The organism is Sinorhizobium meliloti, from assembly GCF_017876815.1.
Classification (GTDB): Bacteria; Pseudomonadota; Alphaproteobacteria; order Rhizobiales; family Rhizobiaceae; genus Sinorhizobium; species Sinorhizobium meliloti.
The window spans coordinates 2,916,357-2,939,397 of record NZ_JAGIOS010000001.1 but is presented as its reverse complement, the minus strand read 5'-3'; the positions used below and the strand labels follow the sequence as shown (position 1 = coordinate 2,939,397).

Sequence of the window (23,041 nt, the reverse complement as noted above, 5' to 3'; positions counted from 1 at the left end):
CTCTGAACAGCCTACAAATCAAGTAAAGCGGTTTCCAATGCCGTACGATACCTACACCCAAAAACGCGGAACGTTTCGTGAATTGGAAACCGAAAATTAGTTGTTCTTTGGCTGATCTGCAACAGGAATTTCGAATACGGTCGCGTCATCGCCTCGCGGCTTGATTCACCTTCGCGGATGTTGGGTGGTGCATAGAAAGCAGAGCTCGCTCCTGAGCGAGCTCTCTTCTAAAATAATGGTTTAATGAACGACTTTAATATAATACCCCTAAAAATGTACTGGTAATTCACCAAGGTCACTTAGTCCAATCACGTTAAAGTCAGACATAGACTCGATCTTTGGAAAGGTGGCACGGAACCTTTTGCCCACTGAGTGTTCACTGTAATTCGAACACCGTTGCGTCGTCGGCCCGCTCTCTAATCCCCTTGAACGAGGCGTGCTGCAGCTTGCCGTCATCCGTCCAGGCGCGATACTCGACGTCGGCCACGAGAACAGGCTCGACGAAGACGGCTCCCTTCCTTCTCAGGACGACTGCTGGCGATTTCGTCGCCATCCCCTCGAGCAGCTTGCGCAGCTCGCGCGAAAGCTCATGTGACCAGCCGGTGCGCAGCCGCCGACATAGACGAGATCGTCGCCCTTGCGCGCGGCGAGCAACAACCGGCCGAGGTGGCCGGGCACGGTCGAAGGCTCGAAGCCGACGATCACGAAGCTATCCCGGCGCTTGCAGGTGATCTTCTGCCACCACTCGCCCCGGCCGGACCGATAGGGCTTCTCGACATGCTTGGCGATGATGCCTTCGAGGCCGTGCTCGCAGGCGACGCGGAAGAACTCGTCGCCATCGGCCTGAACCTCTTCCGATAGCCGGATGGCACCGGCACGGCCGGCAACTATGGGGTCGAGCAGCCACCGGCGTTCGCGAAGCGGCAGTCGGCGCAGGTCCCAACCATCAACATAGAGAAGGTCGAAAGCAAAAAGATGATTTCGCGTGGATCATGCAAGCTAGGTCGCTTACCGAGCGCGCGCTGAAGCATGCCGAAATCCGACCGCCCCTGATCGTCAAGGACAACCGCCTCGTCGTCGAGGATTAAGGTTTCGTAACCAAGCTGGCGCGCCTCTGCCGCGATTGAAGCAAAGCGGGACGTCCAGTCGTAGCCGCCGCGTGTGATTATCCGTACCCTGTCCGGCTCCACGTGAACGGCCAGACGGTAGCCGTCCCATCTCAAAGGCCCTGTCCGGCCCTTTTGGCGGCTTGTACGACTAGTATCGCCAGACATGGATCAACCCGCTCCGGCATCGGGTCCGGCGATGAGGTGCCGCGCGGTGTTTTCGACGATGGCTTGGCCATTAGCCCATTAACGCACAGGCCCGCGAAAAGCCGAATTGACTCTTTCGGCTGAGAGAACATATTAGGAACAAATGTCGGCGGGAATTACGGGAAATCGAAATGAGCGATGAAGCCGGGGCGAGCACATTCAAGGAAACGGTCGCGTACGAGCACTGGTGCGAGCATGCCGGCTGCAAGAAGTGGGGCAGCTTCGGATTTGCCCTGGGGAAAGAGGAGCCGCGGTGGTTCTGCGCGGAGCACCAGCCCGAATGGAAATTGAAGCATGCCTAGAGGCGGAGCATGGTGGCTCTCGGAGCTACTGGCCTGGACGAAGATCCGAATCAAATGCGAGTGTGGGGTAAAGAGGCAATACGATGTCCAGCAGCTTTTCGATCGGGTCGGCGACAGGAGCATGCCGGAGTTGCTCTCCGAATTCTCCAAAGCGATCGGTTGCCCCAAGAGCGGCAATCTATATCGCGACCGCTGCAAGCTCACATATGACATGCCATCGGGAGAGCCGCCCGTCTCTCGAAGGAGCCGGCTGGTGATGCGGCCCCAGCCGGCGCTCCAGAAGAGATTACTTTCGCGAACCTCCCCGAATGGTGCGACGTGCTGTGCAAGTGCCGGAGCTGCGGCCGCATCGACCGACTAAATCGGCGCGCTCTGGCCGCGTGCTTCGGCAAAAGACAGAGCATCCTTCAGTTGGCGCCGAGAATGCGATGTAAGAGGTGCGAAAACCGAGACGGCAATACGATCTTCATAGGAAAGCCCCGGCAATAAGGCATCGCGCAGCCGTTACTTCTTGCCCAGATACGCCATCACCTTCTCTCGGTTCGGCCCGGCTTCGCGGATCGCTTCCAGCGCCCTCTGTCGCGACACCTTCGCCGTTTTCATCAAATAGGCGACCTCGTGCTCCTGTTCGGAAACGAGCTCGCGGTCGCGGCCCCTCTTCTTTGGATTGTCTGCCATGCTTTCCTCCATGATCAAACATGAAGGATAGGAGCCGGACGGATGACGACAAGGGCGGGAACCTCATGCCCGGTGACGTGTTCACCTGCCGAGGGAGTCTACAAAGAGAACATAGAAATGCACTCGCTCAATCTAGCCGGCATATTAATTCTACTTATTGTCATTGCACTGTTCGCCTTTGCATGGGTCGCACTTTGAGACGCAGCCCTTACTTCGCAAGCTCCAGCCGGCTTAGTTTTCTTTGGAACCATCCGCTAGGCCCGCGGTTAGAGAGCACCGCTGACTAAAGGCGGGCTGCTGATGAAAGATTAACGTGACGTTCTCCAGAACTGCTAGGCAGCGCCTTTCTAGCTTCGGGGTGCTGCCGTTTTTTTCTAATTTGACTTCTTCATTTAGTTTTCGGGAACCAACCAGAACACGGTGAGTTAACCGCTGCCGGCACTCATTTGAGCGCCGGATCTTCCTCGAAATGTCGATCCTGTCTACCGCATGGGGAGGATCGTCATTTGGCAGCGCCCCAGCCCCTCCCGGGGCGCTGCCGTTCCTGGCTACAGCTAGAGGCTGTCCCGAGTTCGCCGATCTGCCGAACGGCGGGAACGCTCACGCGGTTGGGTGTTGACCTGCCGGAAAATCGGATCTTGGCTGACACAAATAGAGCTGCAGCGGGGGTGCTGCAGCTCCGAACGCGACGCATTCTTCATCCTAGCTGGGGCGCAATTGCCCTGTTCCATTCAAGGGAACCGCTTCGAACGTCGCTTGCGGACATTTTACTCTCAGCAGAACCGGAATCAAGGGAAAGCGCCTGATTTGCCAGCTGGTTTATGGACGTTTCTTCAAGGTGGGGAATGGATCTCGCCCCAGCGCCTTGGCAATCTTGCGCCAGTCATTTCCGCCCATACCGGGTATTCGCAGCAATTCTGCAGTCGGCAGATGCTGCATATCTTCGACCACCTCATACCCGATCATGTTTAACTCCCGGAGAAGCCAAGGCCTGAGTTTCAAGTCTGCAAGTTTCGTTTCCATGCAAAGAAGAAAGCAGACCCAGGCGCATCGCGCAATTGCATGATTATGCAAATCAGCGCCGCAGCTGAGCCCCGTCGCGCTGGCTAGCCTCAATTCGCTGCAGGATCTCCCGCATCACACGGGTACCTCATCGCGCGCCTAGACGGTCGCCAGGCGAAGGAAGACCTTGGAGACGACTGGCAAGGTTGGTGGCCGGATGACGATCATGGCGGTGGAGACGACAGCCCCCTTCCTCAGCAGCCGCTACCCGAACCGGCCTGAAATTTGCCAATCTCAAAAACGAGCATTGTTCCGGAACATTCCAGCCAACACGGCGTTTGAGAGGCGTTCCTCATTTCAGGAGGTTGTTTTCTCCCTCTGAATTTCGACTGGCGGACAATCGCATGTGTCGGACAACTGCAGCGCTCCTGATCGCATCTGCCGGAGCGCTGTTTTTTTTTCAGCAGATCAGAGGCCTCGGAAGGGACCGCGGCAAAACCCCAAGGAAGAAAAACTTGGAACTATCGGCGGCCCAAGGAGTTCGTTAGCAGTCGCTGTTCCATGAAGCGGCTACTTCAGCGAGGTCGACTTTATCCCTTTCGCTATTCGCCAAGTCGACCCATCGGGCAGCGCCTCTCGTTCCCCTTCATCGGGGCGCTGCCAGCTCACCGCCGCAACTGCACGCCGTCGCGCTGGCTGGCCTCAATCCGCTGCAGGATCTCGCGCATCACGCGCGTATCTATGGACAGGCTGTTGAGCGTGTTCTCGACGGCCTTCATTGATGTCGCCGCCTCGGCCGCCTGCTTCTCCACCGCCGAAATTCGGAGTTCGTGATTGTCGATCTGCCGAAGGGAGACTTCGGCAGCCGTCAGGCGCTTGTCGAGGCGATCGATGGAATTCGCCTGCGAGTCCTGATTGGCGTTCACCCTCTCCCATGTCGCGCCCCACGCTACGAGGCCGCCGGCAAAGCCGAACAGGATCACGAATGTGTTGAGGTTGAATTCAAACCTCCATTTCGGAGTTGCGACCATCTTTTCGGTTTCCTGTGTTTCAGCCAATGCCCTGCCCCTCGTATGCAATGCTGGATGGTTACTGCTGCGCCGCGTCGTGGCGGGCGCATTCGCTCTGGGTCCAGGCGCGGGCGCCGCATAGTCCCGCGACTGTTTCGTCGATCTTGTCCTGATCGGCGGGCGTTGCGCCTCGAGCGCCGATTAGGGATGTACCTACGACGGCCCTAGCCGCCTGGTTGAGACGGTCTTTCGACGCATTTACCGCTTGAGTTGAGATACACCCGGCCGCGCTCAATGCAGAGGCGACGATTAACCCGAGCCTGATCAGCTTCATTGGCGAGTTCTCCGATTGCTTTGGTGGTGGCGGCTTCGAGTTCGGCGCGTTCGAGCTTCCGGCCCTCTTCCCGCGCTCCGGGGATGATCCAGAGCGCGTTGACCGTCTGCATGCCGATAAAGACGAGGATGCCGCCGGCAACAGCGCCAGCGGCCAGAGAGAGGCGGCTGAACATCACGCCTCCTCCCAGTTTGGTATGTCGACTGTCTGGCCAGCGAGCGCATGCGTGCAGTCCGAAAGGAATTGGATGCTGCCGTCGGTCACGAACGAATGACAGATTGCAGGCGGCGCACCGTCCTTGCCGGCGTCTGGACCGTCGTAGGTGACAAGTACCGAAGGAGTGAAAGTTGGCGCATCCGGGTTGCCGTTGTATCCCCAGCGAGGCCCCGGTCCGGCGCCGACGCCGACGTGGTGGGCGCCATCGCAGCCCGGGCACCAGAACATGAGCCGGCCGCCCTCGACGCTGCGGAGCTTTCTCGATAGGGCAGCCATCAGGCCATCCCCTCTACCTGCTTGGCGACCGCCTTCCGATCGGCGTTCTTGCGCCAGTAGAGGAAGCCGGCGATGCCCCCGAATGCGACGAGGATCAGGAGCAGGTTTTGCCATGGTATGCCGCCGATCGCGGTAAGCAACGAAGCGCCGCCGCCGATGACAGACGGCGTGATCACCTCTTTCGACTTCCACCACGGCGCATCGAGGCTAGGCGGCGTGACGGGAACCGGTACCGGCTTCTCCTCTGTTACGGGCGCCGCTTTGACCTCCGGCCGTGCCGCTTCGCCCGGGGTGAGAGCCACAAGCGCCGTGTGCATCGCAGCGCGCGTTTTCGGGCCGACGTCGCCGTCCACCTGCAGGCGCTGGTCAGCCTGGAACTGAAGGACGTTGTCGGCACGGTAACCGAGGAGAACGAGCGAGATCCGCGCAAGTCGGTCGAACCGGTCGGCCAGGCCGTTCTTACCGCCGTTGATCTTCTTCGTGATGGTCTCGGCGTCGCCCTCGTCGGCCCAGCGGTTCAGATCCCGCGTGTCCCAGTAGAACAGAGGCACCAGGCCTTCCCAAGGATCGGTGTTCACCGCATCAGGTTCCTTGACGAAGTCCGGGCAATCGAGCCCGGCCGCTCGGCACCAGTCGCGGAACTGGCGATAGTTGTCCTTGCCGGTGAGTTGCATGCCGGTACGGCCACGGTAACGATACCCGTCGCCATCCTTCTCCGGCGTGTTGCCGAGATCGGTTCGGGCGTCGTAGCGCTGCTGTGCCGGCGTCGGGCCCCAGAGCTCCCGGTCGTAGCGGAAGTCGCCACTTTCGTGCATGAGCTGGGCGAAGTACTGGGCGAGCCGGTGCGGCCGATCCATGCCGAAACGCTCCCCGTATCTATCCAGCGCCACGATCACGGACGCGACGTTGCTCTCGTTCACCCTGCCCTTTGCGGCAGCGCGAACGTGCTGAGCGGTGATGGCGCTCATCGATTTCTCCTGATTGTCGTTGGGGAAGCTTGGCGGCTAGCCACACACACTGGTGCATGGCGGCCCGCAGTGTTCGGGTTTAGACTGACGTTGGTCGCTTTGCCCCCCCTCGCAGGCGGCCGGGAGGCTCGTCACTGGCCCGCGGCCCTTGACGGGCCTCGCCATTGATCCACATCAGTGGAAATGGGAATTGAACATGGACGATAGCAAAGCGAAAAGCGCCGGCCCAATCGAGCCGGCTTCTGACCTCTCAGAAATCGCGGCACAGTGCGCCGCTTCGAACCTTCTGGACTTTGCGGCACAGCTTGCCGGCCTCGCCGAGGACCTCAAAGCCCTAGCAGCAAGACCGATCGAGCCAATCCCGACATAAGCCGAGCCGGACCCCTTTTAGCTATTCGATTTCTTGAGTTGCTCAATCCCAGTGCCGGTCAACTTGGTGGAACTATTCCCTCGAAGCACCCGTTAAGACGAATTAGCTCTCAAACGAAAGCGAACACCGCCATGAATGCGCAGAAGGCAGGAATGGCCCGGTTGTTTTTGGCGGCACCAGATCTGCGTGCTAGCGCGTGGATGATGAACAGCTCCGTATTTCTGAAGCTTTGCGTGGCTTACGAACATGCGTGTCTGCGCCGCGACGGACTTCGATGCGCCGCGGAGAAAGACGACGACGCCCTGATTGGATGCGAAGCTGAGTGCAGAAGCCTAGAAGCTGCCGCCATCACTTACATTCGGACACAGCGGGAATTCTCCGGCCTTCGTTGAAAGTGACGTCCTCAGGACACCAGCGCCACGACAAGCGCCGCTACGAAAGCGGCTGCGGCGAGAGCTGCAGTCCATTCTATTATCTTGACGCGCTCATCAGGACGCATCGCACTCCTCCTTCGGTGCGCCCCCTGGAACGAAACGTTCCCCAACAAGGATGGTTGCCCTCATCCCCGAACATGAGTTCGAGGGCGACGGGAAGAGTTTCCCGAGCATGTTTCACCTAAATTCACTCGACCAGTATCGGAAACCGTGACCATACGGTTCAGCCGGAGCCGTCGTTCGGATCACGAAGAGGCGAACACAATGTCTTACGATTGGGACGGCAAGCGATCTTATCGGAAGAGCGTGATCAGGTTCCTCGCTGCGCTGGCGCTGCCGGCCATATTGCTCAGTTCAGCGATTGCTGTCCCCGAATGGGCGAGAGACCCAACCCCTACGACTGCGGCCACTCAAACACCGGCAACTCGGCCATGAACTCTTCGAGGCTGGGCTGCAGTCGCTCGCCGGCCAGCACCTTCACCGTATGCGACGTCCACGCCCCATTGATTTTTCAGTTGCGGCGATCTGAGGCCGATCCTCGGCGGTCAAATGAGCTCACCGAAGAGTACCTGACGAGCTCATTGTGAGGCCGTGATGCGGGCGGCATAGGCCCATGGCATCAGGGCATCGATGTCTTTGGCGAGGTGGCCGTTTGCGAGGCGGGTGAAGAGATCGCACAGATAGGCGTAGGGCTCAACGCCGTTCATTTTACAAGTGCCGATCAGGCTGGCAAACCGGGCCCAATTGCGGCCCCCTTCATCGTGCCCCGCAAAGAGCGCATTGCGGCGGTTCATGGCCGGTCGGCGGATCGCGTTTTCCACCAGGTTGGAGTCGATATCGACGTGGCCGTCGTCCAGGAACAGCCGGAACCCGTCCTGCCGCGTTAGCATATAGGCCAGGGCTTTTCCGAGGTCAGACTTGCGTGAGACGCGCTTGGCTTGCGCTGCCAGCCAGGCGAAGAACGCGTCCACCAGCGGGAGGGAGAGGTCCTGTCGAACTGCCCGGCGATGTTCGGGATCTGAGCCACGGATACTGTCTTCGATCTTGTAGAGCGCGGCGATCCGCACCAGCGCCTCGTCGACGATGGGCGATCCACTCTTTGGCGTGGCCTTGATCAGCTTTCTGCGCCCGTGCGCCCAACAGAAAGCCAGCCTCAAGGGATCGCCACCCACCCGGTCCGACGTGGCGAGGTGAGAGTAACCACCGTAGGCATCCACTTGGATTGTCCCGTTAAACCCGTCGAGGATTTCAGCGGCATATTCGCCTTTACGCCCAGGTCGATAATGGAACACCACGCCCGACGGCGCAGAGCCATTCCAGCCGCGATCGTCACGCAACACGGCCCATAGATAACCGGTCTTCGTCTTGCCTCGCCCCGGATCAAGCACCGGAGCCGTTGTCTCGTCGACATAAAGCCGCGTGCTTTCCCACAGCAGCCGTTTGGCCATATGGTCGACCACCGGCGCGATCGCAGCACCCGTCCTGCCCATCCAATCGGCCAGGACGGTGCGGTCTATCGGCACCCCGTGTCGCGCCATGACCTCGGCCTGCCGGTTGAGCGGCATATGTTCGGAATGCTTGGAGACGGCAATCTCAGCCAGAAGGGCTTCGGTCGGCCAGCTCCCTTCCAAGAGATGCGCCGGCGCTCTGGCCTGGACGACGCCCGTTCGACCCTTGGGGCAGGCGTATTTCGGGCGGATCGTGACGATCACCTCGTAGCGCGCCGGGACCCGGTCGAGCCGTTCCGTCCGGTCTTCGCCGATCCGGACCATGTTGCCGCAACCGCAGGGACAAACGATGCTCTCAGGCTCGATCACTCTCTCGACCCGCGGCAGGTGTTCGGGCAGTGCACGGGCCTTACGCTCCTTGCGAGGAACGGCCTTGTCCGGATCGGATGCGCTTGCTTCGATCTTTTTCTCGACGGCGGCGATCCGCGCCTGTGTTTCGGCAATCGCCGTTTCAAGGTCTTCCAGCGCCAGTTCCATCTGCGCCGGATCGAGCTTTTCCGATTTCGGCCCGAACTTCGTGCGCCGATAGTCGTGAACCTGCCCCTCAAGCTTCTCGATCAGTTCCTTCAACTCGGCGATGAACGCGTCCTTTTCGGCCACCACAGCCTGCTCATGCTGACGCGCAGCACGCTCGACCGACAGCTCGAACTGCATCGCCGCAAACGCCTTCACCACCTCTGGCGGAAGGTTCGGAAACAGGCTGAGATCAAGGGGTGACGACATGCGGCCTTATAGCAAGGCAGCACAAAAAAGCCAAACAAAACAATGCAAAGACGGCCGGATACTCACCCTGCCGCCGACGGCGCCGTCACCCGTTGCGCCATCACCCGTCGCCAATCAAGACCTTCGAACAAAGCTTCGTATTGCCCCCTGGAAAGACGCATCGTCCCATCCTGAACCTTGGGCCAGGCAAAGCTTCCATGTTCAAGAATTTTGTAGGTTAGCACCATGCCGGTGCCATCCCATACCAGGATTTTCAGACGATCACCGCGCTTCGACCGGAAGATCACCGTCACCCCGGAATGCGGGTCGAGCTTCAACTCGGTCTGCATCATCAGAGCCAGCGCCTGATGCCCACAGCGGAAGTCCACCGGCCGCGTTGCAACCAGGATCGGCAGTCGTTGGCCCGCGACGATCATGCCGTCCCTCGAATGGCGCGCACCAGGGCCGCCACACGTTCAACCGATACATCGCCGGGAACCCGCAACACAACGTCCGGGCCGATCTCCAACGTCAAGACCGACGAAACCGCCTCCGACAGCGGCGGCGCCAAAACACTCACAGCCTCGCTCGGCTCTGCCGCAATCGCCAAAGGCACAAATGCAGGCTCGGCATCGCCGCTCTCCGACAGGCCCGGCATAGCCTCAAACGGCAGCGCCAGAATGCCCTCGCGCGCTTGTCGGCGCCAGAAGGAAAGCTGGTGCGGAACAACGTCATGACGGCGCGCGACATCAACAACACGAACACCAGGCTCAAGGCTTTCCGCGACGATCCGCGCCTTCACAGCATCCGGCCAACGTCGGTTTCCGCGGCGCGGCTCGACAACTTCGTAGCGCCCAACAAATCCATCATCTGCCATGCAAATCTCCAGATAGTCCTGGAAACCTTTTCGCACGCCCAGCCAGCCTCAAAATACAGCCTGTCCAATGGGGCGGAGACGGCGCTTACCCTTCACCAGCTCGTCCGTGGAATAGGTCCACACCGCCGATCGCCAGGCGAAGAGCGCCTCGCCTTCAGCCGAGAATTGCGGGTTCGGGTCGCCGCGATAGGTGATGGCGGTCTGGATGCCGTCATATTGTCGCTCACGCGCCTTGGCATCGAGATGCGCCTGGATGGCGGCGGAGTATTGCGCCTGGAGCGCGGCGCGCATTTCCGCAGCCTTCTGCTCGGCCGTGACAACTTTCGATAGGTCAACCGTCCACATTGGCAGGCTCCTCTTCAGCAGGATCAGGGATCGACGGTGCCAGATCGGCCGGCAATGCAATCACCCCGTCGGGCGGGTCGATGAGCGGCGGAGGAAATGCGACGGCCTGAGAGGGGCTCGGGCCGTGCGGCAGGATGAGCGTCAGGTGAAGCTCGCCGGCGATCCGTTCGACGGGGCCGACAAGCCATCCACAAGGAACCTCGCCGGCCGGTATCGTCGCACCGTCCGGCAACGCTGAGAAGTCGAATGCCACACCGTTGATCGTGAGGGCGTCACCAGCCCTTGTGACCTCCAGGAAGTCATCGCGGCGCTGGGGAGAGAGATCAATTATCATCAGAACCACCTTCCGAAAGCTGACCATTCATAGGGAACATCGTTTGCGGTTGAGCCTGATACGCCCATCCTGACGGCGGCATTGGCGCCGTTCTTGGAGTAGGCACCAAGGACTGTGAAGCCGCGGAAGGTCGGGAGGACAGACACCGAGTAGTTTGTATTCGAGAACGTCGCCGGGAAGCTGATTAGCGCGTTGCCGGTGACCGAGGCTCCAGAGGTAGATCCGAAGTGATTGTTGAGGGCAGTCGAGACGTTGATGGTTCCAGTTCCCCAACAGATCTGTGTACCGTCAGCAAAACGCACGTACTCGCCGTTGGCGTTGCTGCCCCGCTCAATGATTGCGCCAGCCGGGAAACCTGCCGAGTTTGAGGCAGTGCCTACAACCGGAAGCTCCACGATCGTCCAGTCCGTCCAGCTTGTGCCGCCGTTGACGGTGTTCCTCCTGAAGACCTGGTTGTTGTCCCGGTAGAAATACTGAAAGACGGCGTTGGAGCTTCGCTGGAGCACGACCAGCGTTCCGGTCGTGGCTGTCGAGGCGGCGCCGGCGTAGGTGTTGGCCCAGTTTCCCGCAAGCGTATAAACCCCAGCAATGGTTATAGTGTTGAGATCGCCATCGACCAAGCCGACATCGCTGTTAGCAGGTGACCGAACGGAGCCGCCCCACACCGGCCCGAGCTTCAGAAGGGCGTCGAGCACGTTCGTCGACGAAAGCAGGTCGCGCCCCTTCGCCTTGATGTCCGCAAGCGCGCCAGAGTTGGGGCCAGTGAAATAGGCAAGCCTGTCAGCAGCCGGCGTAAGGCCGGCCAAAACCGACAGCACCGCATTGTCGAGCCGCTGGATATAGGTCGAGAGCGCCTGAGCGTTGACGGTCTGCTGCTGCAGATATGCAGTGTCACGAATGATCCAGTATCCCTGCCCGGCCGCCGTCGTGCCCCGCCATGGCTTGGCCAGCGTCAATTGCGTATTGCTGTCGACGGAGAGGATCGGGACCGGGTTGCCGTTGCTGCTGTCGAGCCCGAAGAGCCCGCCGGCAATCAACGCCGTGGCCCAGGCGGTCCCGGAACCGGTCACCACGGCGCTGCCGGCGGTCACGGATACCGTGCCCGTTACATAGGGTATCGTCATGTCAGGAGTTCCTAAGCTGGGATGCCGAGAATGTAGTAGCGGATGCCGAGCACGTTATCGGCGCCGTCCGTGCGCCACGTGCCGGGGTCGTCTGCATCGTTGTAGTAATCGCCGGGCTGGCCGCGATTGGTGACAAACGTTGCGCTTGTCTGTGTGAGCCGGCAATGCGAGCTATCACCGCACTCAAAATTGCTGTTGCTCGAATAGACGCGTTGGCGTACCGACGGGAGCTTGATAGCTTCTTGCCAACTCCCAAAATTCTGTTCTGAGCCGCCACCGTGCTTGGTCATATATTTGACCATCGGAAACATTCCGGCCGCGTCGAAATTGATCACCGTTTCGAGCGGGCTTCCTACCGCTACATTGAAATAGCCTTCCGCGATGATCTGAACGCACGGCCACCGGGTATCTATGACGATATCGGCCCATGACGGCGGGTTGGCTGATCCTGGACGCAAGAACTGCACGACGTCCTGACCGCCCTCAGTGAACTCCCGAAGCACGCGGTTGCTGCCGCTTGTCGGACTATCCCCCGCATCGAGGTAGAGCATAAATCGGGCTCGCATTGCTCCGGACGCGTTGAAATAGATACGTGAACCGCTGAACCAATAGTCCGCCCCTACACCGTCGCCCAAGTTCGGCGTCCACGGATAGTAGATTGTTGACCCCGTGTAGAAGTGAACGTCGAGAGCGATGGTGTTAGGCAAGGTGATGCCCGTTTCATAGAACGACTCTCCCGCAGGGATCGCGATGTCTGCAGCCGCGATAACCTTGACTGGAACGCGTCGGCTGTCGAAGGCGACTTGCCACTCGGTCGCAGTTTCTGCGTTGTAGCCCGGCTTAGCGATCACCATTTTGTCCGAACGGATGATGATGTTCTTTGCGCCGTTCGGTGCCAATGCGGGAGCCTCGAGTGAAGGATCCTCATTGCCGGGGAGGTTCCACACAATCAGCCGTTTGTCTCTCGACTGAAAACGGTTGTAAGCGTCGTCGAGCGTGGACGTTGTGATGTGAGCAAACGTCCCGTAGGGAAACGATCCATACTGACTGACAACGCCGCTGAAGTTCTTCACCCAAGGCTCTTGAGCCCAGTTCCCCATGAAGAAATAGCCACCCTGGTCATTGTAGTATTTGCCGGAATAGCGGCGCTGGATGCGCTGTTGATTGAACCGTCCCGTGTTCGTCCGCGTGGCTTTCACGTCGAATAGCGGCATATTGTATTTCATCTTCGGGAACGCGGAGTTCCTGAAGAACCACCACGCCTCCCCTCCGCCTTGACCAAGCGCTTTTTGATAGTTGCTTGAATTCGACCCCGCGGGGAAATACTGGTATGTACTCCCACTGAAGCCCGAATTGATAACCTCGATGTGCGCGATCGAAGCGTTCAGAGCGTATTTTGAGTTGTAGAGGAACTTTGACCGCTGGCTATCCGGCGTGGTGCGCGGGTCGTCAGCATCATTTTTCATGATTTTGACGCACCCTGCGCCCGTACTGTCACGGCCAATCATTGTCCGCGTCATCAGCTAAGGATCTCGATCGTGCCGCTGTCGAGATCGATCTTCATTTTGCCATTACGAGATCGCAGCCGGCCGGCGTCGGCCGTGCCGATGTCGGCGATGGCGAGCCTCATAGCGCCATCCTTGAAGACTAGCGGACTCCGTGCCGGCACCGCACTGGTGGCTGCTGGGACACTGATGAGCGCCAGTAGAAAAGACCTGCGTTTCATGATTGAACCCTCTTTTCAGCTAAAGATTTCGATCGTGCCGTTGTTGAGATCGATCTTCATTTTGCCGTTCAGCGACTGAAGCAGGCCGGCGTTGACCGTGCCGATATTGGCAATCGCCAGCTTCAGCTCCCCGTTTTCGAAGGCGAACGGCAAGTGACCGCTGTTGCCCGAGAACACGAGAAACTGGTCTACCTGGATGGCCATGCGCGATTTCTGAATTCCGCCTTGGGTGTAGAGCTCGACGTAAAAGCCCGACACCTTGAAGCTCTGGCTCGTGCCCGCCCGCAAGAGCACCGAAAAGCGGGCATCAACCCCGGTTGGCGCAGCGACCGCTTCGAACTTCACAAGGCCCTGCGCGAACCTCCCGTTGAAATCGGCACTCACCCCGTTGATGCTGGTCGCGAGCGAACTGTCTCCATTGGCGCGCGCGGTCTCTTCCTGGATCAGCCGGGCGAGATTGCCATCAACTTCCGCATCGAGGCTGGTAATGCTGCTGGAGAGCGCACTATCAGCGTTTGCTCGGGCGGTAGCTTCCGCCTGAATGGCCGCCGAATTGTTGCCCGTTTCCGCCGTGAGCTGCGTGATCTGGCTGCTCAGCGCCGAATCTGCCGTCGCACGCACAGTCTCCTCAGTGATCAGGCGCGCATTGGTGCCGCCGAGGCTCGCCTGCAGATACTTCAGCAGCTGCGCCGTCGCCTCGTTCTCCGAAACGCGCACCCGGCGCTCTTCGGTGATCTGCGCCAACGCGTCACCTATGGACGCAACGATCTGCTGGCGCTCGATCTGACCGACTGCGCCTTCGAGCGAGAACGCATCCAGCAGCTCGACGAGGCGCGGACGGAAGAATTCGTCCATCTCCTGCTGCAGTTCCTTGAAGCGGTTCAGCGCATCGTCCTGCAGCTGCTGCAGGCCAGTGAGCAGCGTCTGCAAACCGGTCGGCTGCGCCGTCGTCATCCAGGGCGTGAAGGTGCGCAGCCGGTCGGGCACGGTCGTGATCGTGGCCCGGGCATTATAGACCTTGCCGGAAACCACGTTCTTCGTGGTGCGGAACAGACCGTCCTCGGGCGAGGTGCATTGATCCTCGAACAGCTCGGTAGTGCCCTCGATCTGATACGAGAAGCGCACGGCCGTGATCGTCGGATCATCCGGCGGGGTCCAGGTGAAGACGAGCGCCGGCGTGTCGTAGCCCTGCGCGCCATTGATCATGCCTGCGGCAACGTTAAAGTTCTGCACCGTCGACAGCAGCGACGGGTTGATCGTCGGCGTCGGCGGGATGACGATCGGGCCGGGCTCGATGTCATCGTCGTCATAGATTGCCGCACTGGTCTCGGAGAGCACCAGCGTGATGCGCAGCCGATCATCGGCCCGCCACTCGCTGATCAACCAGCTCTTGCCGCGCCAGGTGATCCACTCGCCTTCCTGCACCGCCAGGCCGAAGCGACGGCTGACCGGAACCGTGGCCTTGCCGCCCATACGGTTCTGCCGATAGCGGATATTGAGCAGATACTGCGCAATGTCCGGATCGGTGACTTGCAGGAAGTCGATGCTCGTCTGCCGATTACGGCCGTCGGCGGCGATGTCCGCATTCACATAGACCGGCTTCAGGCTTTCCGGGTTCCACATCGATTCGATCGAGGTGAACTGGCCGGAAAGGTGATTAAAGCGCTCGAAAGCCGAAGGCCGGAACTGCACGTCCTTCGCCCGGTCGATAGGAATATCGGCCGCGGTCAGGTCTTTGACCGGGATCTGCGGCGCGCCCGGGATGACGCCGGAAAGGCCGCGCCGATTGAGGCCATAACCGGCCATGGCATCGTCGAACTGCTTCAGCACTTCGGTATGATCATCGTCGCCACTGACGAAGAGCGAGCACTCATAGGTCTTCTTGCCGTTGCTGCGCAGCGTGTCGCAGACGTTCATCGCCACGAAATAGGTGGCGAGATCGATCTGGCCGAGGCTCTTGCCCTCGCCGATCAGCGTGCGGCCGGAGACGAGCGCGCGCAGCCCCAGCTGATAATTGAGGCGGTGAACGGCCGGGTTCTTCGTGTGCACATGGGTCGAAGGATCGTTGAGCCGCTGCGTCCCGGAGCCACCGGCAACCGTCGAGTCCTTGCGCGGGTCGTATTCGCGAAGCCCGCGGAGCACGAATTCAAGCTCCGGCCTACCCTTCGAGCCGAAGAGCTTGTCGCTATAGATGCGTTCGACGACGACGTAGCAGATCCCGGCATTGACGCTCGTGCTCTTCCACTTGTTGCCAAGACCCGCCGACACGTCGACCAGCTTTTGATCCACCAACTGGCCTGGCCTGCCATCGTAAAAGCGGATCGTCAGGACCGGGTCGCCAGAGCCGTTGACGAAGCCCTCAATATGATAGTTCGCGACCTCATTGCCGATGACCGGCCGGGATACCAGCGCTTTCTTCTCGCCGTAAATGTAGACGTAGGGCTCCAGCCCGTCGCACCAGCCATTCGCGAGCACGAAGACCTCGGCATTCCATTTATTGCCGCTCCCCCACTTGGCATAGAAAGTCCGCTGCCCCTTTGTCTTGCCGACGCCGTAGAGCGTGCCGACCGGCACATCCCCGCCGAACTGGATCTCGCCCTGAACGGCCGTGTATTTCCGCTTCTGCTGCTTCTGCTGGCTGAGCTTGCCGATCGCCAGCTTGGCACCGAAAGCGAGCGCACCACCAATGAGGCTGGCAGCGAGCGCAGAGCCGCCGAACAGCGCACCGGCGATCGCCGTCGCGATTGAAGTGAAGATTGCCATGTCTGATTATCCGAGGTGAAAGGCAGCAATGACGTCGGCAAGGCCATGATCGCTGCGGCCGCGCTCGGTCTTGGTCACGAAACGGCCGCCGAGGCAGACGCCAACATGCTCGGCGCCGTCGGCCAGGCGCAGGATGACAAGATCGCCGAGCCGCGCTTCCGCCCCGCCCTTCGGCTCCTGCCCGAGCTCGGCCGCGAAGAAGCTCACCAGCGACGTATGCCCGCGCCGGCGCAGCGCCCGCTGAGCACCGGCGAGCGTGCGATAGGCGCCACGGTATTTGTCGGCCACGGCCGAGCCCGTCAGCGCGTCGATGAAGGCGCAGCCGAGCATGAAGCAATCGGCCGAGCCATAGGCATAGGGTTTCGCAAGCTCACGCGCGAGCGTGGCTTCGACGATGCGGAAGCGGTTCATGGGCTGCCTCTGAGGTAGCGGTATGGACGGCAGGAGGCGGACCCGCTTTGTCCCCCAAGCGTTCCGTAGCCGTTCTATACTCTATGATTTAGATCGATATCAGCGCGCGACCTGGCCCCATTCCTCGGGGATGGTCGCATTCGTCGCCACGTGCTCCAGGCCCGTGTCGGTCGGATTATTGTCGAACTGCTGCTCGGCCTGCGAGCGCTTGACGCCGGTCGAGCCTCGCGCCGATCGTCCCGGCGGCTGCAGGTCGATCATCATCGTAAGTGTCCGTTCGGAGCCTGAGACCGCGCCTTCGTTGTAGCGGACCTGGTCGATCTCGTAGATCGATGAGGCGAGAATACCGAGGACTGCGTCCGTTTCGGGATCTCCCGCCAGATGGGAGATGATCACCGGAGCACTTTGGTAATTATATTGCTCAATCTGAGAGACTGCGTCCTCGGGGTTGCTGACTGGGATGTTTGAGAAGACGATAGTCCGCGTCGTCACGGCGACGCCCACTGCGCTCACCAGTTCGCCCGGCTCGAGAAAGCGGTTCGGAAGATAGGTCAGACCGTTATAGGTGTAGGGCCTCCCACCGCGATGGTAGCCGACGGTCTTGCCGGGTAAATCGAAGCGGATGAGGTCGAGCCGTGCAAGGCGGCCGGTCTCGAGCGCACTCTCGACAGCAGGATCCAGCACACTCATGAGAAAAACATCTCCGTAGCGGAAAAAGAGGCTTCGCGACCCGCCCACGATTTCGGTGCCGCCACACTGCCCGGATCAATACTCATGACACACGACGGCTTCTCGAGATGGACTGTCGCCGACGTAGTGAAATGCTGAGTATCCAAGCCGAACATGATCGAGAGAGTGACCACGCCGCTGGCGTTCGCCGTGGCGTTCTCGACGATCCGGTGAAGTGACCGGACGAGCGCCGACATCCTGAACTCGACATAATCTCCCGCTGTTAGCTTGAAACCAGCAGGCAGACCAGCAACAACGACCGTTCGGCTATTGGTGATGGCCTGAAGAACCGCGCCGCCGTTGAATACCCCTCCCCCTGCTTTCGTGCCGGCGAGCGGCTTTCCGTTGTTGTGGGCGATCGGGCGCGGCCGAAACAGGTCGTATCCGAGGAAAGGTGCACCGCGCGAACTCGACTTCATGACAAAAGCATCGAACAACCCGTAGAAGGCCGGCGTCATCCAGTTCGTCGTGTATTGCGCTTTCCAAAATGGAGTGCCCGCGGCCTGCTCTTCGGAACGCCGGCCCTCCATCATGGAAACGTCTGTCGGATTGATGGGATCAAACTGGCAGTCTCGCCAGGGCAGCATCGGCAATGGAATCGGATCAGCCATGTTGGTTGCAATCCAGGGTAATGGCCGCAATATGCAGCGGTAGGGAATTAGGGAGCAGAATCAGTGCCCACAATCGATTTCAGCGGGACAACCCAGCAGGTGCTTCAGCTCTTGGCCGATGAACACAGCAAGCTGGTCAAGCAAGTATCGGACCTGGAATTCAGGGCGAATGCCCATCGCTTTATGTTTATGTTTGTTGCAAGCGCTTTATCGAACATCGATGAATCTCAGTACGAGGCGCTGATGGCCATGACAGAGAACGCCCGTAAATCGAACATCAACTCAGCGGAGAAATTCGCGAGTGATCCGAAATTGACACCCGAGCAGCGGTCCGGTGCACGACGTGCCTTCGAGGTAATGGCGCAGGAAATGGAGGAATTCCTCACATCAATGAGGAAGGCTAAGAGCGGCGAAAGCATCTTCACCGTGATCCAAGGCGGGAAATCCATCGAAGATTAGCGGTCTTCGCCGTTCTGGTAGATGTTTGCCTTCGCCGCGTCATACTGTTTTATGGTCTCGACGGAGACGCCTCGGCTCTCCGACCGAATGACGGGCCTGAACATCGGCCCCTCCTCAGCAATCACCCGAAGGATGATCTCGCGCGGCCCATTCTGGTTTAGCTGACCGCCCGATGGCGCCACATTGCCATTAGCCGGTCGTTGAAGGCGATGGTTCGGAATGACCTCCTCGCCACCCTTGAAACGGACGAGCTCCGGCCCCTTTTCACCAACCCATGCGACGCCAGGACGAGCGGAGCTCGTTCCGTTCGCATACCCACGCAGCCCAGCCCATGGGTCCACCTTTGAGCCACCGCCGAAGAGCCAACTGAGGAGTCCTCCTCCGCCAGCCCCTGCCCCGCTGACCTGAAACACGGCATCGAGGACGTCGTTCAGCAGCTTGTCGGCGATGCGGTCAAGCACCCCCAAAGCCGCGTCGCCGAAAGACTCCCATACCGATTTGCCGTTCTCAATTCCCGCGAAGAAGTCATCGAAGAAGCCTCCGGTTACTTCTTTAGCAAAATCGAGCGCGATACCCATCTGGCGGGTCTCTTCCTCGATCGAGGCCATGACCTGCGCAAGTGACGATAGCTCGCTCTTCTGCGCATCAGTGAGCGAGATACCACGCTGCTGGGCTTCATTCAGGAGCTGCGTCTCGTAGCGGAGCGCGGCTGCCGCCTGCTCCGTGAGCCCGATAGCATCACGCTCCGCCTCAAGCGCCGCGATCTGGCGTTCGGCGCCGGCGATGATGTCGGAATACTTCTCCTGCTCGCTCTTGCCGCCGGTGCGCTCCTTCGATTTCTCGTCGACTTCGGTCAGACTTGCGGCAAGCTCTTTGAGTTTGCCGGTCGCCGCCAAAGCACCTCTGGCAATGGCACCGCCGAAGTCTCCGAGATAATCGGCGCTGAGATCGGATGCTATCTGCCCGTTACGCTTGTCTGCCGCTTTCGCGAGCTCCTCGGCGTACTTGTTTGCGAACTGGAAGTCCTTGTCCAGACCGAGGTCTCCAATCGTTCCGAGTTGCATCCCTTCCGGTAGCCACTGATTCGCTTTCGAAGCGAAACTGTCGATGAGACCGGCGCCACGCTGAACCATATCGGTCATGGCTTTGATAACTGCGTTAGCGGCCCCGATTGCAGCTGCTCCGATTACATTGGGAAATTGATCCCAAAGGAACTTGATGTCGTGATAGGCGGCTACAAACGAACCGATTACAAAGTTGGCGCCTGTTTTGGCATCGGCAACGAGGTCGCGCCCAAAGATCTGCTGCATCTCCTCGCGAAAAATGATTGCAGCCGCGAGAACTGTACTGAAGCCAGCGATAACCCAGCCAACGGGCCCCACCGCAGCCAACCAAGCTGCCGTGAAGCTGGCCGCAACCGTCCCAGCCGCGACTACGAGGCGCGACAAAACCGCGATAACATTCACGATGCCAACGACGATAGACGGGGCGTAGATCAGCGCCAGGGCTGCGGCTGCGGCGACAGCGTAGGGTGCCACGGTTTCGAGAACATCCGCCAAGGCCATCAGCGCCGATTGCGCCAGCTTTGCCCAATCAACCATCTGCAGGCCAGCGGCCGCCAGCGCGATTATGCCGATCGTCAGGAGGCTAACGGGAGAGAGCACTGACAAGAAGGCTGCCCCCAAGCCCTGCACTGGTCTCTCCATAGAAGAAAGGACGGCGGCCAGTTGCGTGCCCTGCTGAAGAGCAATCTGCAGCGGGCCCATGCCCATCTGCGCACTGACAGCAATGTCTTGGAACTGAGCGGCTATGTTTCCAAGATTCCCGCGGGATGATGCGCGGTTCTGATTGGCCGCCCGGTTCATCATCTCGATCTGCTTCGACGCTGACGCCGCAGCGGCACCTTCTGTTGCATAAGCCTTGGCGGCGGCCGCCGCGGCTCCGGTCGCACCGCGATTAGCGCCCGACAGCCCATTTGCGGCTGCTTCCGCGCGCGCGGCCGCTCCCGTCAGCTGATTGAGAGCGTCGGTGCCCTTCTGAACGGAGCCACTTTCAACCTGGAGCCCGAGCGTGGCTACATCTGCCATGGCTTTTCCTTTTCAAAGAACGTGCGCTATCGTCCTGTCGATTCAACCGGAGGACGACGATGCGCAAGATATTGGTTGCTTTGGCATTGGTGTTGTGTGCCGCCCCGGCCAACGCTGACGCCAATACCCGTGCGGCTGCTCAGAAGGCAGCCAAACAGATGATGGAAGATGCGTTCATTTACCTTGGCGCGGCATATCTTTGCCAAGACGCGTTGGGGACTTCGCACTATTATGCTGCGCGATCCGCTGTCGAACAGACCGCCATCCTTGGAGGTAAATCGCAGACCGACGCCGTTATCATTGCTGACGATTTCGACAAAAGAATACGGCGAGATCATCAAAAGAAAGCACCGGCGGAGAACGATCAGAAGTGCTTAGACGGCATCCTCGTGACACAGACCAGACTTCGTGTGTCTCAGGCCCGTTTTAAACAGGCTCGCGACGCCGACAAATGAAGGCGTTCCGGACGGCACCAAGGAAGAGTTCAAGTAGCTGACTCGACTCTACGTTGCGACTCGTGATTTGTTACTGGGAAAGGGAGACAAACATGAGCGATCCTAAGAACCCATCCCCGCCGCCGCCGCGCGAACCACCGCCACCTCCGCCGCCGGATAGAATGGTTATAAAAGACGGCTCAAAGCCTCCCAAGCGGTAGAAGCAAAACCGCTTAATCCGATCAATATTACAATTCCGCCCAATGCAACCGAACCAACCCCGAGCCTTTTGGCCATGCGTAGACAATTGGACGACCGGCGGTTGACCTCGATATTGGTATCTTGGGCAAATAGCGCCTGAGTCAGATACGCGTCGAGTGCGACATCCTCGGATATGTCGTCTCGACGCGCCCACTGCCAAAATTCGGCCCCTTTCCCAGGCATGCCCACCTTGGCTGTTTTGATTGCGACTATGCAATACCAGCAAGCGAGTGCAAGGCCTGATGCGGATAGTCCAACACCGACATTGATCCAAATGTCCACCGCCCAATTCGCCTTAATCGCCCCCGCGACAGCGGCTGATATCAAAGCTGCTGCCAAAGTCACATAAACGCGAAACAGCGCCACAGCCTGACGATCAGTCGCCAATAACATTGTGAGTAGCGCCACGTCCCGACTTCGAACATCATCGAGAATGATCTTTGGGTCGAATTTTGCCATATAGCCTCCATGCGAAATCATCCATGTGCCTTAGCACCTGGATAGTTGTAGGTCATCGTTGTCGCTGGCTATCGTATAGAGCACTCATCGCGCGCCCTGATCGCCTCGCTCTCCTTCTCGATCTCGACGCAGAACCGCGCGTCCATTGCCCTAAGGATCGCAAGCTCCTCGCGCCGGACGATATTGCCAGTCAGCTGGCACCAAACCGAGAGTTCGATGTTCGAGATCGGTACTGGCCCGGAGAACCCAGGCGGCTGCGCCTGCCGGAGCTCCCAAAACCAATCCCAGAGGAAGGCACCGTTATCCGGCACCTCCGCTTCCGGGCTTTCGACCTCAAAGCTGTCGTTGCGCTCGCGCCTGGTCTCACCGTCCTTGTCTCGGACGCTGTCGTAGCGCGCGACAATCGCTACGGCTTCGCAGAGCCTTTCGCCAAGCTCTTCGTAAAATTTGCGCGGTCCTCTGAGGCCGTGGCGACCTGGTCATAGATCCAGCCGGCCTCTTCGAGAACCTCGCGAGCCTTTTCGAAGGTGCATTCGGGCTTTTCGCCTTTCCAGTTGTGATCGCCCCAGTCCCAGGACGCGACGGAGGCTGCCGCCTTGTCGAGATATTCGGCCTCGACCTTGCTGGCCGTAAGCTTCTTCTTCCGGCTCGCGAGGAATTTGTCGCTATGCTGCCGGACCACGCGCTTCACCGCATCGCTCTCCGCGGAACGGATCATGAAACGAATACCTACGAACTCATCGGTATCCGGGCCGGTGAGATTGAGCTCGAAGAGGTCTTCGGAATTGACGAGTTTGGAGATGTCCAAGGGTCACCTATCGATTACGGGATTACAGCGGGATTGACGCGGATCGGCAGCTGGTTGAGGCCGACCGTGAAGCGCTCGAGCTCGAAGTCGTCGGAACCGCCGCCAGGATAAAGCGGGCCGGACACGACGCCGCGGCTGTAGAAAATCGTGTTCGTGAACCCCTCGCCGCCATCGTTGCGCTCGACCTTGATCGCCATGTTGTCGAGGTTGAGGGGGTTGCCGAAAGTGCGCAGGATGACCTGGCCGGCATCGTCATGCACTGAGGCGACCTCGATCTGCGGATCCCCGGCGTTTGCCGTGCCCTTCTGTTTCTGGGTCACCGGCTCATCGAGGGTGTTGTAACTGTTCATCGTCGACTCGGCGCCGAAATCGCCGATGTTTCCGACTTTGCCAACCTGCACCCAGGTGAGCGCCGCATATGCTGACTCTATAAGATCGGTGTTCTGGGCAGTGGCGCAAACATAGACCTTGCTGCCCTTCTTCGTTGCCTTGTTTGCCAT

Annotated in this window: 27 protein-coding genes and 1 pseudogene; 4 read left to right on the top strand and 24 right to left on the bottom strand. The window is 59.7% G+C overall.

Annotation, left to right across the window (positions count from 1 at the left end):
- Positions 1–376: 376 nt before the first annotated feature.
- Positions 377–1,345, bottom strand: a pseudogene (gene ligD / locus JOH52_RS35065) (non-homologous end-joining DNA ligase).
- 99 nt (positions 1,346–1,444) lie between these two features.
- Here ligD and JOH52_RS14180 point away from each other — a divergent pair.
- Positions 1,445–1,615: a hypothetical protein gene (locus JOH52_RS14180; RefSeq protein ID WP_017266548.1), complete on the top strand. Its 171-nt coding sequence runs from the start codon at positions 1,445–1,447 to the stop codon at positions 1,613–1,615.
- Positions 1,616–2,119: 504 nt separating this feature from the next.
- On the opposite strand, the gene JOH52_RS14175 is transcribed toward JOH52_RS14180, so the two are convergent.
- The 7 genes from JOH52_RS14175 to JOH52_RS14150 form a co-directional block, all read right to left on the bottom strand.
- Positions 2,120–2,293 (bottom strand): DUF3606 domain-containing protein, encoded by a 174-nt coding sequence (locus JOH52_RS14175; RefSeq protein ID WP_017266546.1) that lies wholly within the window; start codon positions 2,291–2,293, stop codon positions 2,120–2,122.
- Between the two features lie 819 nt (positions 2,294–3,112).
- Complete coding sequence (locus JOH52_RS14170; RefSeq protein WP_026029857.1) at positions 3,113–3,316, bottom strand: hypothetical protein; 204 nt, start codon at positions 3,314–3,316, stop codon at positions 3,113–3,115.
- 644 nt (positions 3,317–3,960) lie between these two features.
- Positions 3,961–4,326, bottom strand: coding sequence for a hypothetical protein (locus JOH52_RS14165; RefSeq protein ID WP_017275251.1), 366 nt, complete (start codon positions 4,324–4,326; stop codon positions 3,961–3,963).
- A 58-nt stretch (positions 4,327–4,384) separates the two neighbouring features.
- Positions 4,385–4,639, bottom strand: a complete 255-nt coding sequence (locus JOH52_RS35060) for a hypothetical protein (protein WP_017274957.1) — start codon at positions 4,637–4,639, stop codon at positions 4,385–4,387.
- A complete protein-coding gene (locus JOH52_RS14160) occupies positions 4,530–4,814 on the bottom strand; it encodes a hypothetical protein (protein ID WP_026030459.1) in 285 nt (94 codons plus the stop codon). The genes JOH52_RS35060 and JOH52_RS14160 overlap by 110 nt, the downstream gene beginning before the upstream one ends.
- Positions 4,814–5,131 carry a ubiquitination-like system serine protease family protein gene (locus JOH52_RS14155; RefSeq protein WP_017274956.1) on the bottom strand — a complete coding sequence of 106 codons (318 nt, stop codon included), beginning with the start codon at positions 5,129–5,131 and terminating at the stop codon, positions 4,814–4,816. The genes JOH52_RS14160 and JOH52_RS14155 overlap by 1 nt, the downstream gene beginning before the upstream one ends.
- Positions 5,131–6,099 (bottom strand): peptidoglycan-binding protein, encoded by a 969-nt coding sequence (locus JOH52_RS14150; protein ID WP_127650796.1) that lies wholly within the window; start codon positions 6,097–6,099, stop codon positions 5,131–5,133. Before JOH52_RS14150 ends, JOH52_RS14155 begins: the two co-directional genes overlap by 1 nt.
- Positions 6,100–6,600: 501 nt before the next feature.
- On the opposite strand from JOH52_RS14150, the gene JOH52_RS35055 reads away from it, so the two are divergent.
- Complete coding sequence (locus JOH52_RS35055) at positions 6,601–6,861, top strand: hypothetical protein (RefSeq protein ID WP_017266899.1); 261 nt, start codon at positions 6,601–6,603, stop codon at positions 6,859–6,861.
- Positions 6,862–7,481: 620 nt separating this feature from the next.
- On the opposite strand, the gene JOH52_RS14145 is transcribed toward JOH52_RS35055, so the two are convergent.
- The 11 genes from JOH52_RS14145 to JOH52_RS14090 all read right to left on the bottom strand — a co-directional run bounded on the left by JOH52_RS14145 (position 7,482) and on the right by JOH52_RS14090 (position 18,033).
- A complete protein-coding gene (locus JOH52_RS14145; RefSeq protein ID WP_209566040.1) occupies positions 7,482–9,134 on the bottom strand; it encodes an IS66-like element ISRm14 family transposase in 1,653 nt (550 codons plus the stop codon).
- Between the two features lie 62 nt (positions 9,135–9,196).
- Positions 9,197–9,550 (bottom strand): IS66 family insertion sequence element accessory protein TnpB, encoded by a 354-nt coding sequence (tnpB, locus tag JOH52_RS14140; RefSeq protein WP_014531098.1) that lies wholly within the window; start codon positions 9,548–9,550, stop codon positions 9,197–9,199.
- The gene (gene tnpA, locus JOH52_RS14135) at positions 9,547–9,990 is read right to left on the bottom strand and encodes an IS66-like element accessory protein TnpA (RefSeq protein ID WP_127657905.1); all 444 of its coding nucleotides are present in this window, start codon (positions 9,988–9,990) and stop codon (positions 9,547–9,549) included. The genes tnpB and tnpA overlap by 4 nt, the downstream gene beginning before the upstream one ends.
- Before the next feature lie 48 nt (positions 9,991–10,038).
- Positions 10,039–10,335, bottom strand: a complete 297-nt coding sequence (locus JOH52_RS14130; RefSeq protein WP_153530124.1) for a hypothetical protein — start codon at positions 10,333–10,335, stop codon at positions 10,039–10,041.
- Complete coding sequence (locus JOH52_RS14125) at positions 10,322–10,669, bottom strand: hypothetical protein (RefSeq protein ID WP_017266737.1); 348 nt, start codon at positions 10,667–10,669, stop codon at positions 10,322–10,324. The genes JOH52_RS14130 and JOH52_RS14125 overlap by 14 nt, the downstream gene beginning before the upstream one ends.
- On the bottom strand, positions 10,669–11,793 hold the full coding sequence (locus JOH52_RS14120) for a pyocin knob domain-containing protein (RefSeq protein ID WP_017275164.1): 1,125 nt from the start codon (positions 11,791–11,793) through the stop codon (positions 10,669–10,671). The genes JOH52_RS14125 and JOH52_RS14120 overlap by 1 nt, the downstream gene beginning before the upstream one ends.
- Before the next feature lie 11 nt (positions 11,794–11,804).
- The gene (locus JOH52_RS14115; RefSeq protein WP_127642336.1) at positions 11,805–13,313 is read right to left on the bottom strand and encodes a hypothetical protein; all 1,509 of its coding nucleotides are present in this window, start codon (positions 13,311–13,313) and stop codon (positions 11,805–11,807) included.
- Between the two features lie 221 nt (positions 13,314–13,534).
- Positions 13,535–16,282: a phage tail protein gene (locus JOH52_RS14105; RefSeq protein WP_141333422.1), complete on the bottom strand. Its 2,748-nt coding sequence runs from the start codon at positions 16,280–16,282 to the stop codon at positions 13,535–13,537.
- Positions 16,283–16,288: 6 nt separating this feature from the next.
- Entirely contained in the window at positions 16,289–16,693 is a 405-nt protein-coding gene (locus JOH52_RS14100; RefSeq protein ID WP_017274609.1) for a DUF6950 family protein, read from the bottom strand.
- 99 nt (positions 16,694–16,792) lie between these two features.
- The gene (locus JOH52_RS14095; RefSeq protein ID WP_017274610.1) at positions 16,793–17,383 is read right to left on the bottom strand and encodes a DUF2163 domain-containing protein; all 591 of its coding nucleotides are present in this window, start codon (positions 17,381–17,383) and stop codon (positions 16,793–16,795) included.
- Positions 17,380–18,033 carry a hypothetical protein gene (locus JOH52_RS14090; RefSeq protein ID WP_017265435.1) on the bottom strand — a complete coding sequence of 218 codons (654 nt, stop codon included), beginning with the start codon at positions 18,031–18,033 and terminating at the stop codon, positions 17,380–17,382. The genes JOH52_RS14095 and JOH52_RS14090 overlap by 4 nt, the downstream gene beginning before the upstream one ends.
- A 63-nt stretch (positions 18,034–18,096) precedes the next feature.
- Between JOH52_RS14090 and JOH52_RS14085 the strand changes: the two genes are divergently transcribed.
- On the top strand, positions 18,097–18,492 hold the full coding sequence (locus tag JOH52_RS14085) for a hypothetical protein (protein WP_014529559.1): 396 nt from the start codon (positions 18,097–18,099) through the stop codon (positions 18,490–18,492).
- On the opposite strand, the gene JOH52_RS14080 is transcribed toward JOH52_RS14085, so the two are convergent.
- Entirely contained in the window at positions 18,489–20,579 is a 2,091-nt protein-coding gene (locus tag JOH52_RS14080; protein ID WP_017265436.1) for a phage tail length tape measure family protein, read from the bottom strand. The genes JOH52_RS14085 and JOH52_RS14080 overlap by 4 nt on opposite strands.
- A gap of 59 nt (positions 20,580–20,638) precedes the next feature.
- On the opposite strand from JOH52_RS14080, the gene JOH52_RS14075 reads away from it, so the two are divergent.
- Positions 20,639–21,034 (top strand): hypothetical protein, encoded by a 396-nt coding sequence (locus JOH52_RS14075; RefSeq protein ID WP_017265437.1) that lies wholly within the window; start codon positions 20,639–20,641, stop codon positions 21,032–21,034.
- Between the two features lie 165 nt (positions 21,035–21,199).
- Here JOH52_RS14075 and JOH52_RS14070 read toward each other — a convergent pair whose 3' ends face one another.
- The 4 genes from JOH52_RS14070 to JOH52_RS14055 all read right to left on the bottom strand — a co-directional run bounded on the left by JOH52_RS14070 (position 21,200) and on the right by JOH52_RS14055 (position 23,041).
- Positions 21,200–21,733, bottom strand: coding sequence for a hypothetical protein (locus JOH52_RS14070; protein WP_017265438.1), 534 nt, complete (start codon positions 21,731–21,733; stop codon positions 21,200–21,202).
- Between the two features lie 68 nt (positions 21,734–21,801).
- Entirely contained in the window at positions 21,802–22,044 is a 243-nt protein-coding gene (locus JOH52_RS14065) for a phage tail assembly chaperone (protein WP_017265439.1), read from the bottom strand.
- A 95-nt stretch (positions 22,045–22,139) separates the two neighbouring features.
- Complete coding sequence (locus JOH52_RS14060; protein WP_017265440.1) at positions 22,140–22,541, bottom strand: hypothetical protein; 402 nt, start codon at positions 22,539–22,541, stop codon at positions 22,140–22,142.
- A gap of 14 nt (positions 22,542–22,555) precedes the next feature.
- Positions 22,556–23,041 (bottom strand): hypothetical protein, encoded by a 486-nt coding sequence (locus JOH52_RS14055; protein ID WP_017265441.1) that lies wholly within the window; start codon positions 23,039–23,041, stop codon positions 22,556–22,558.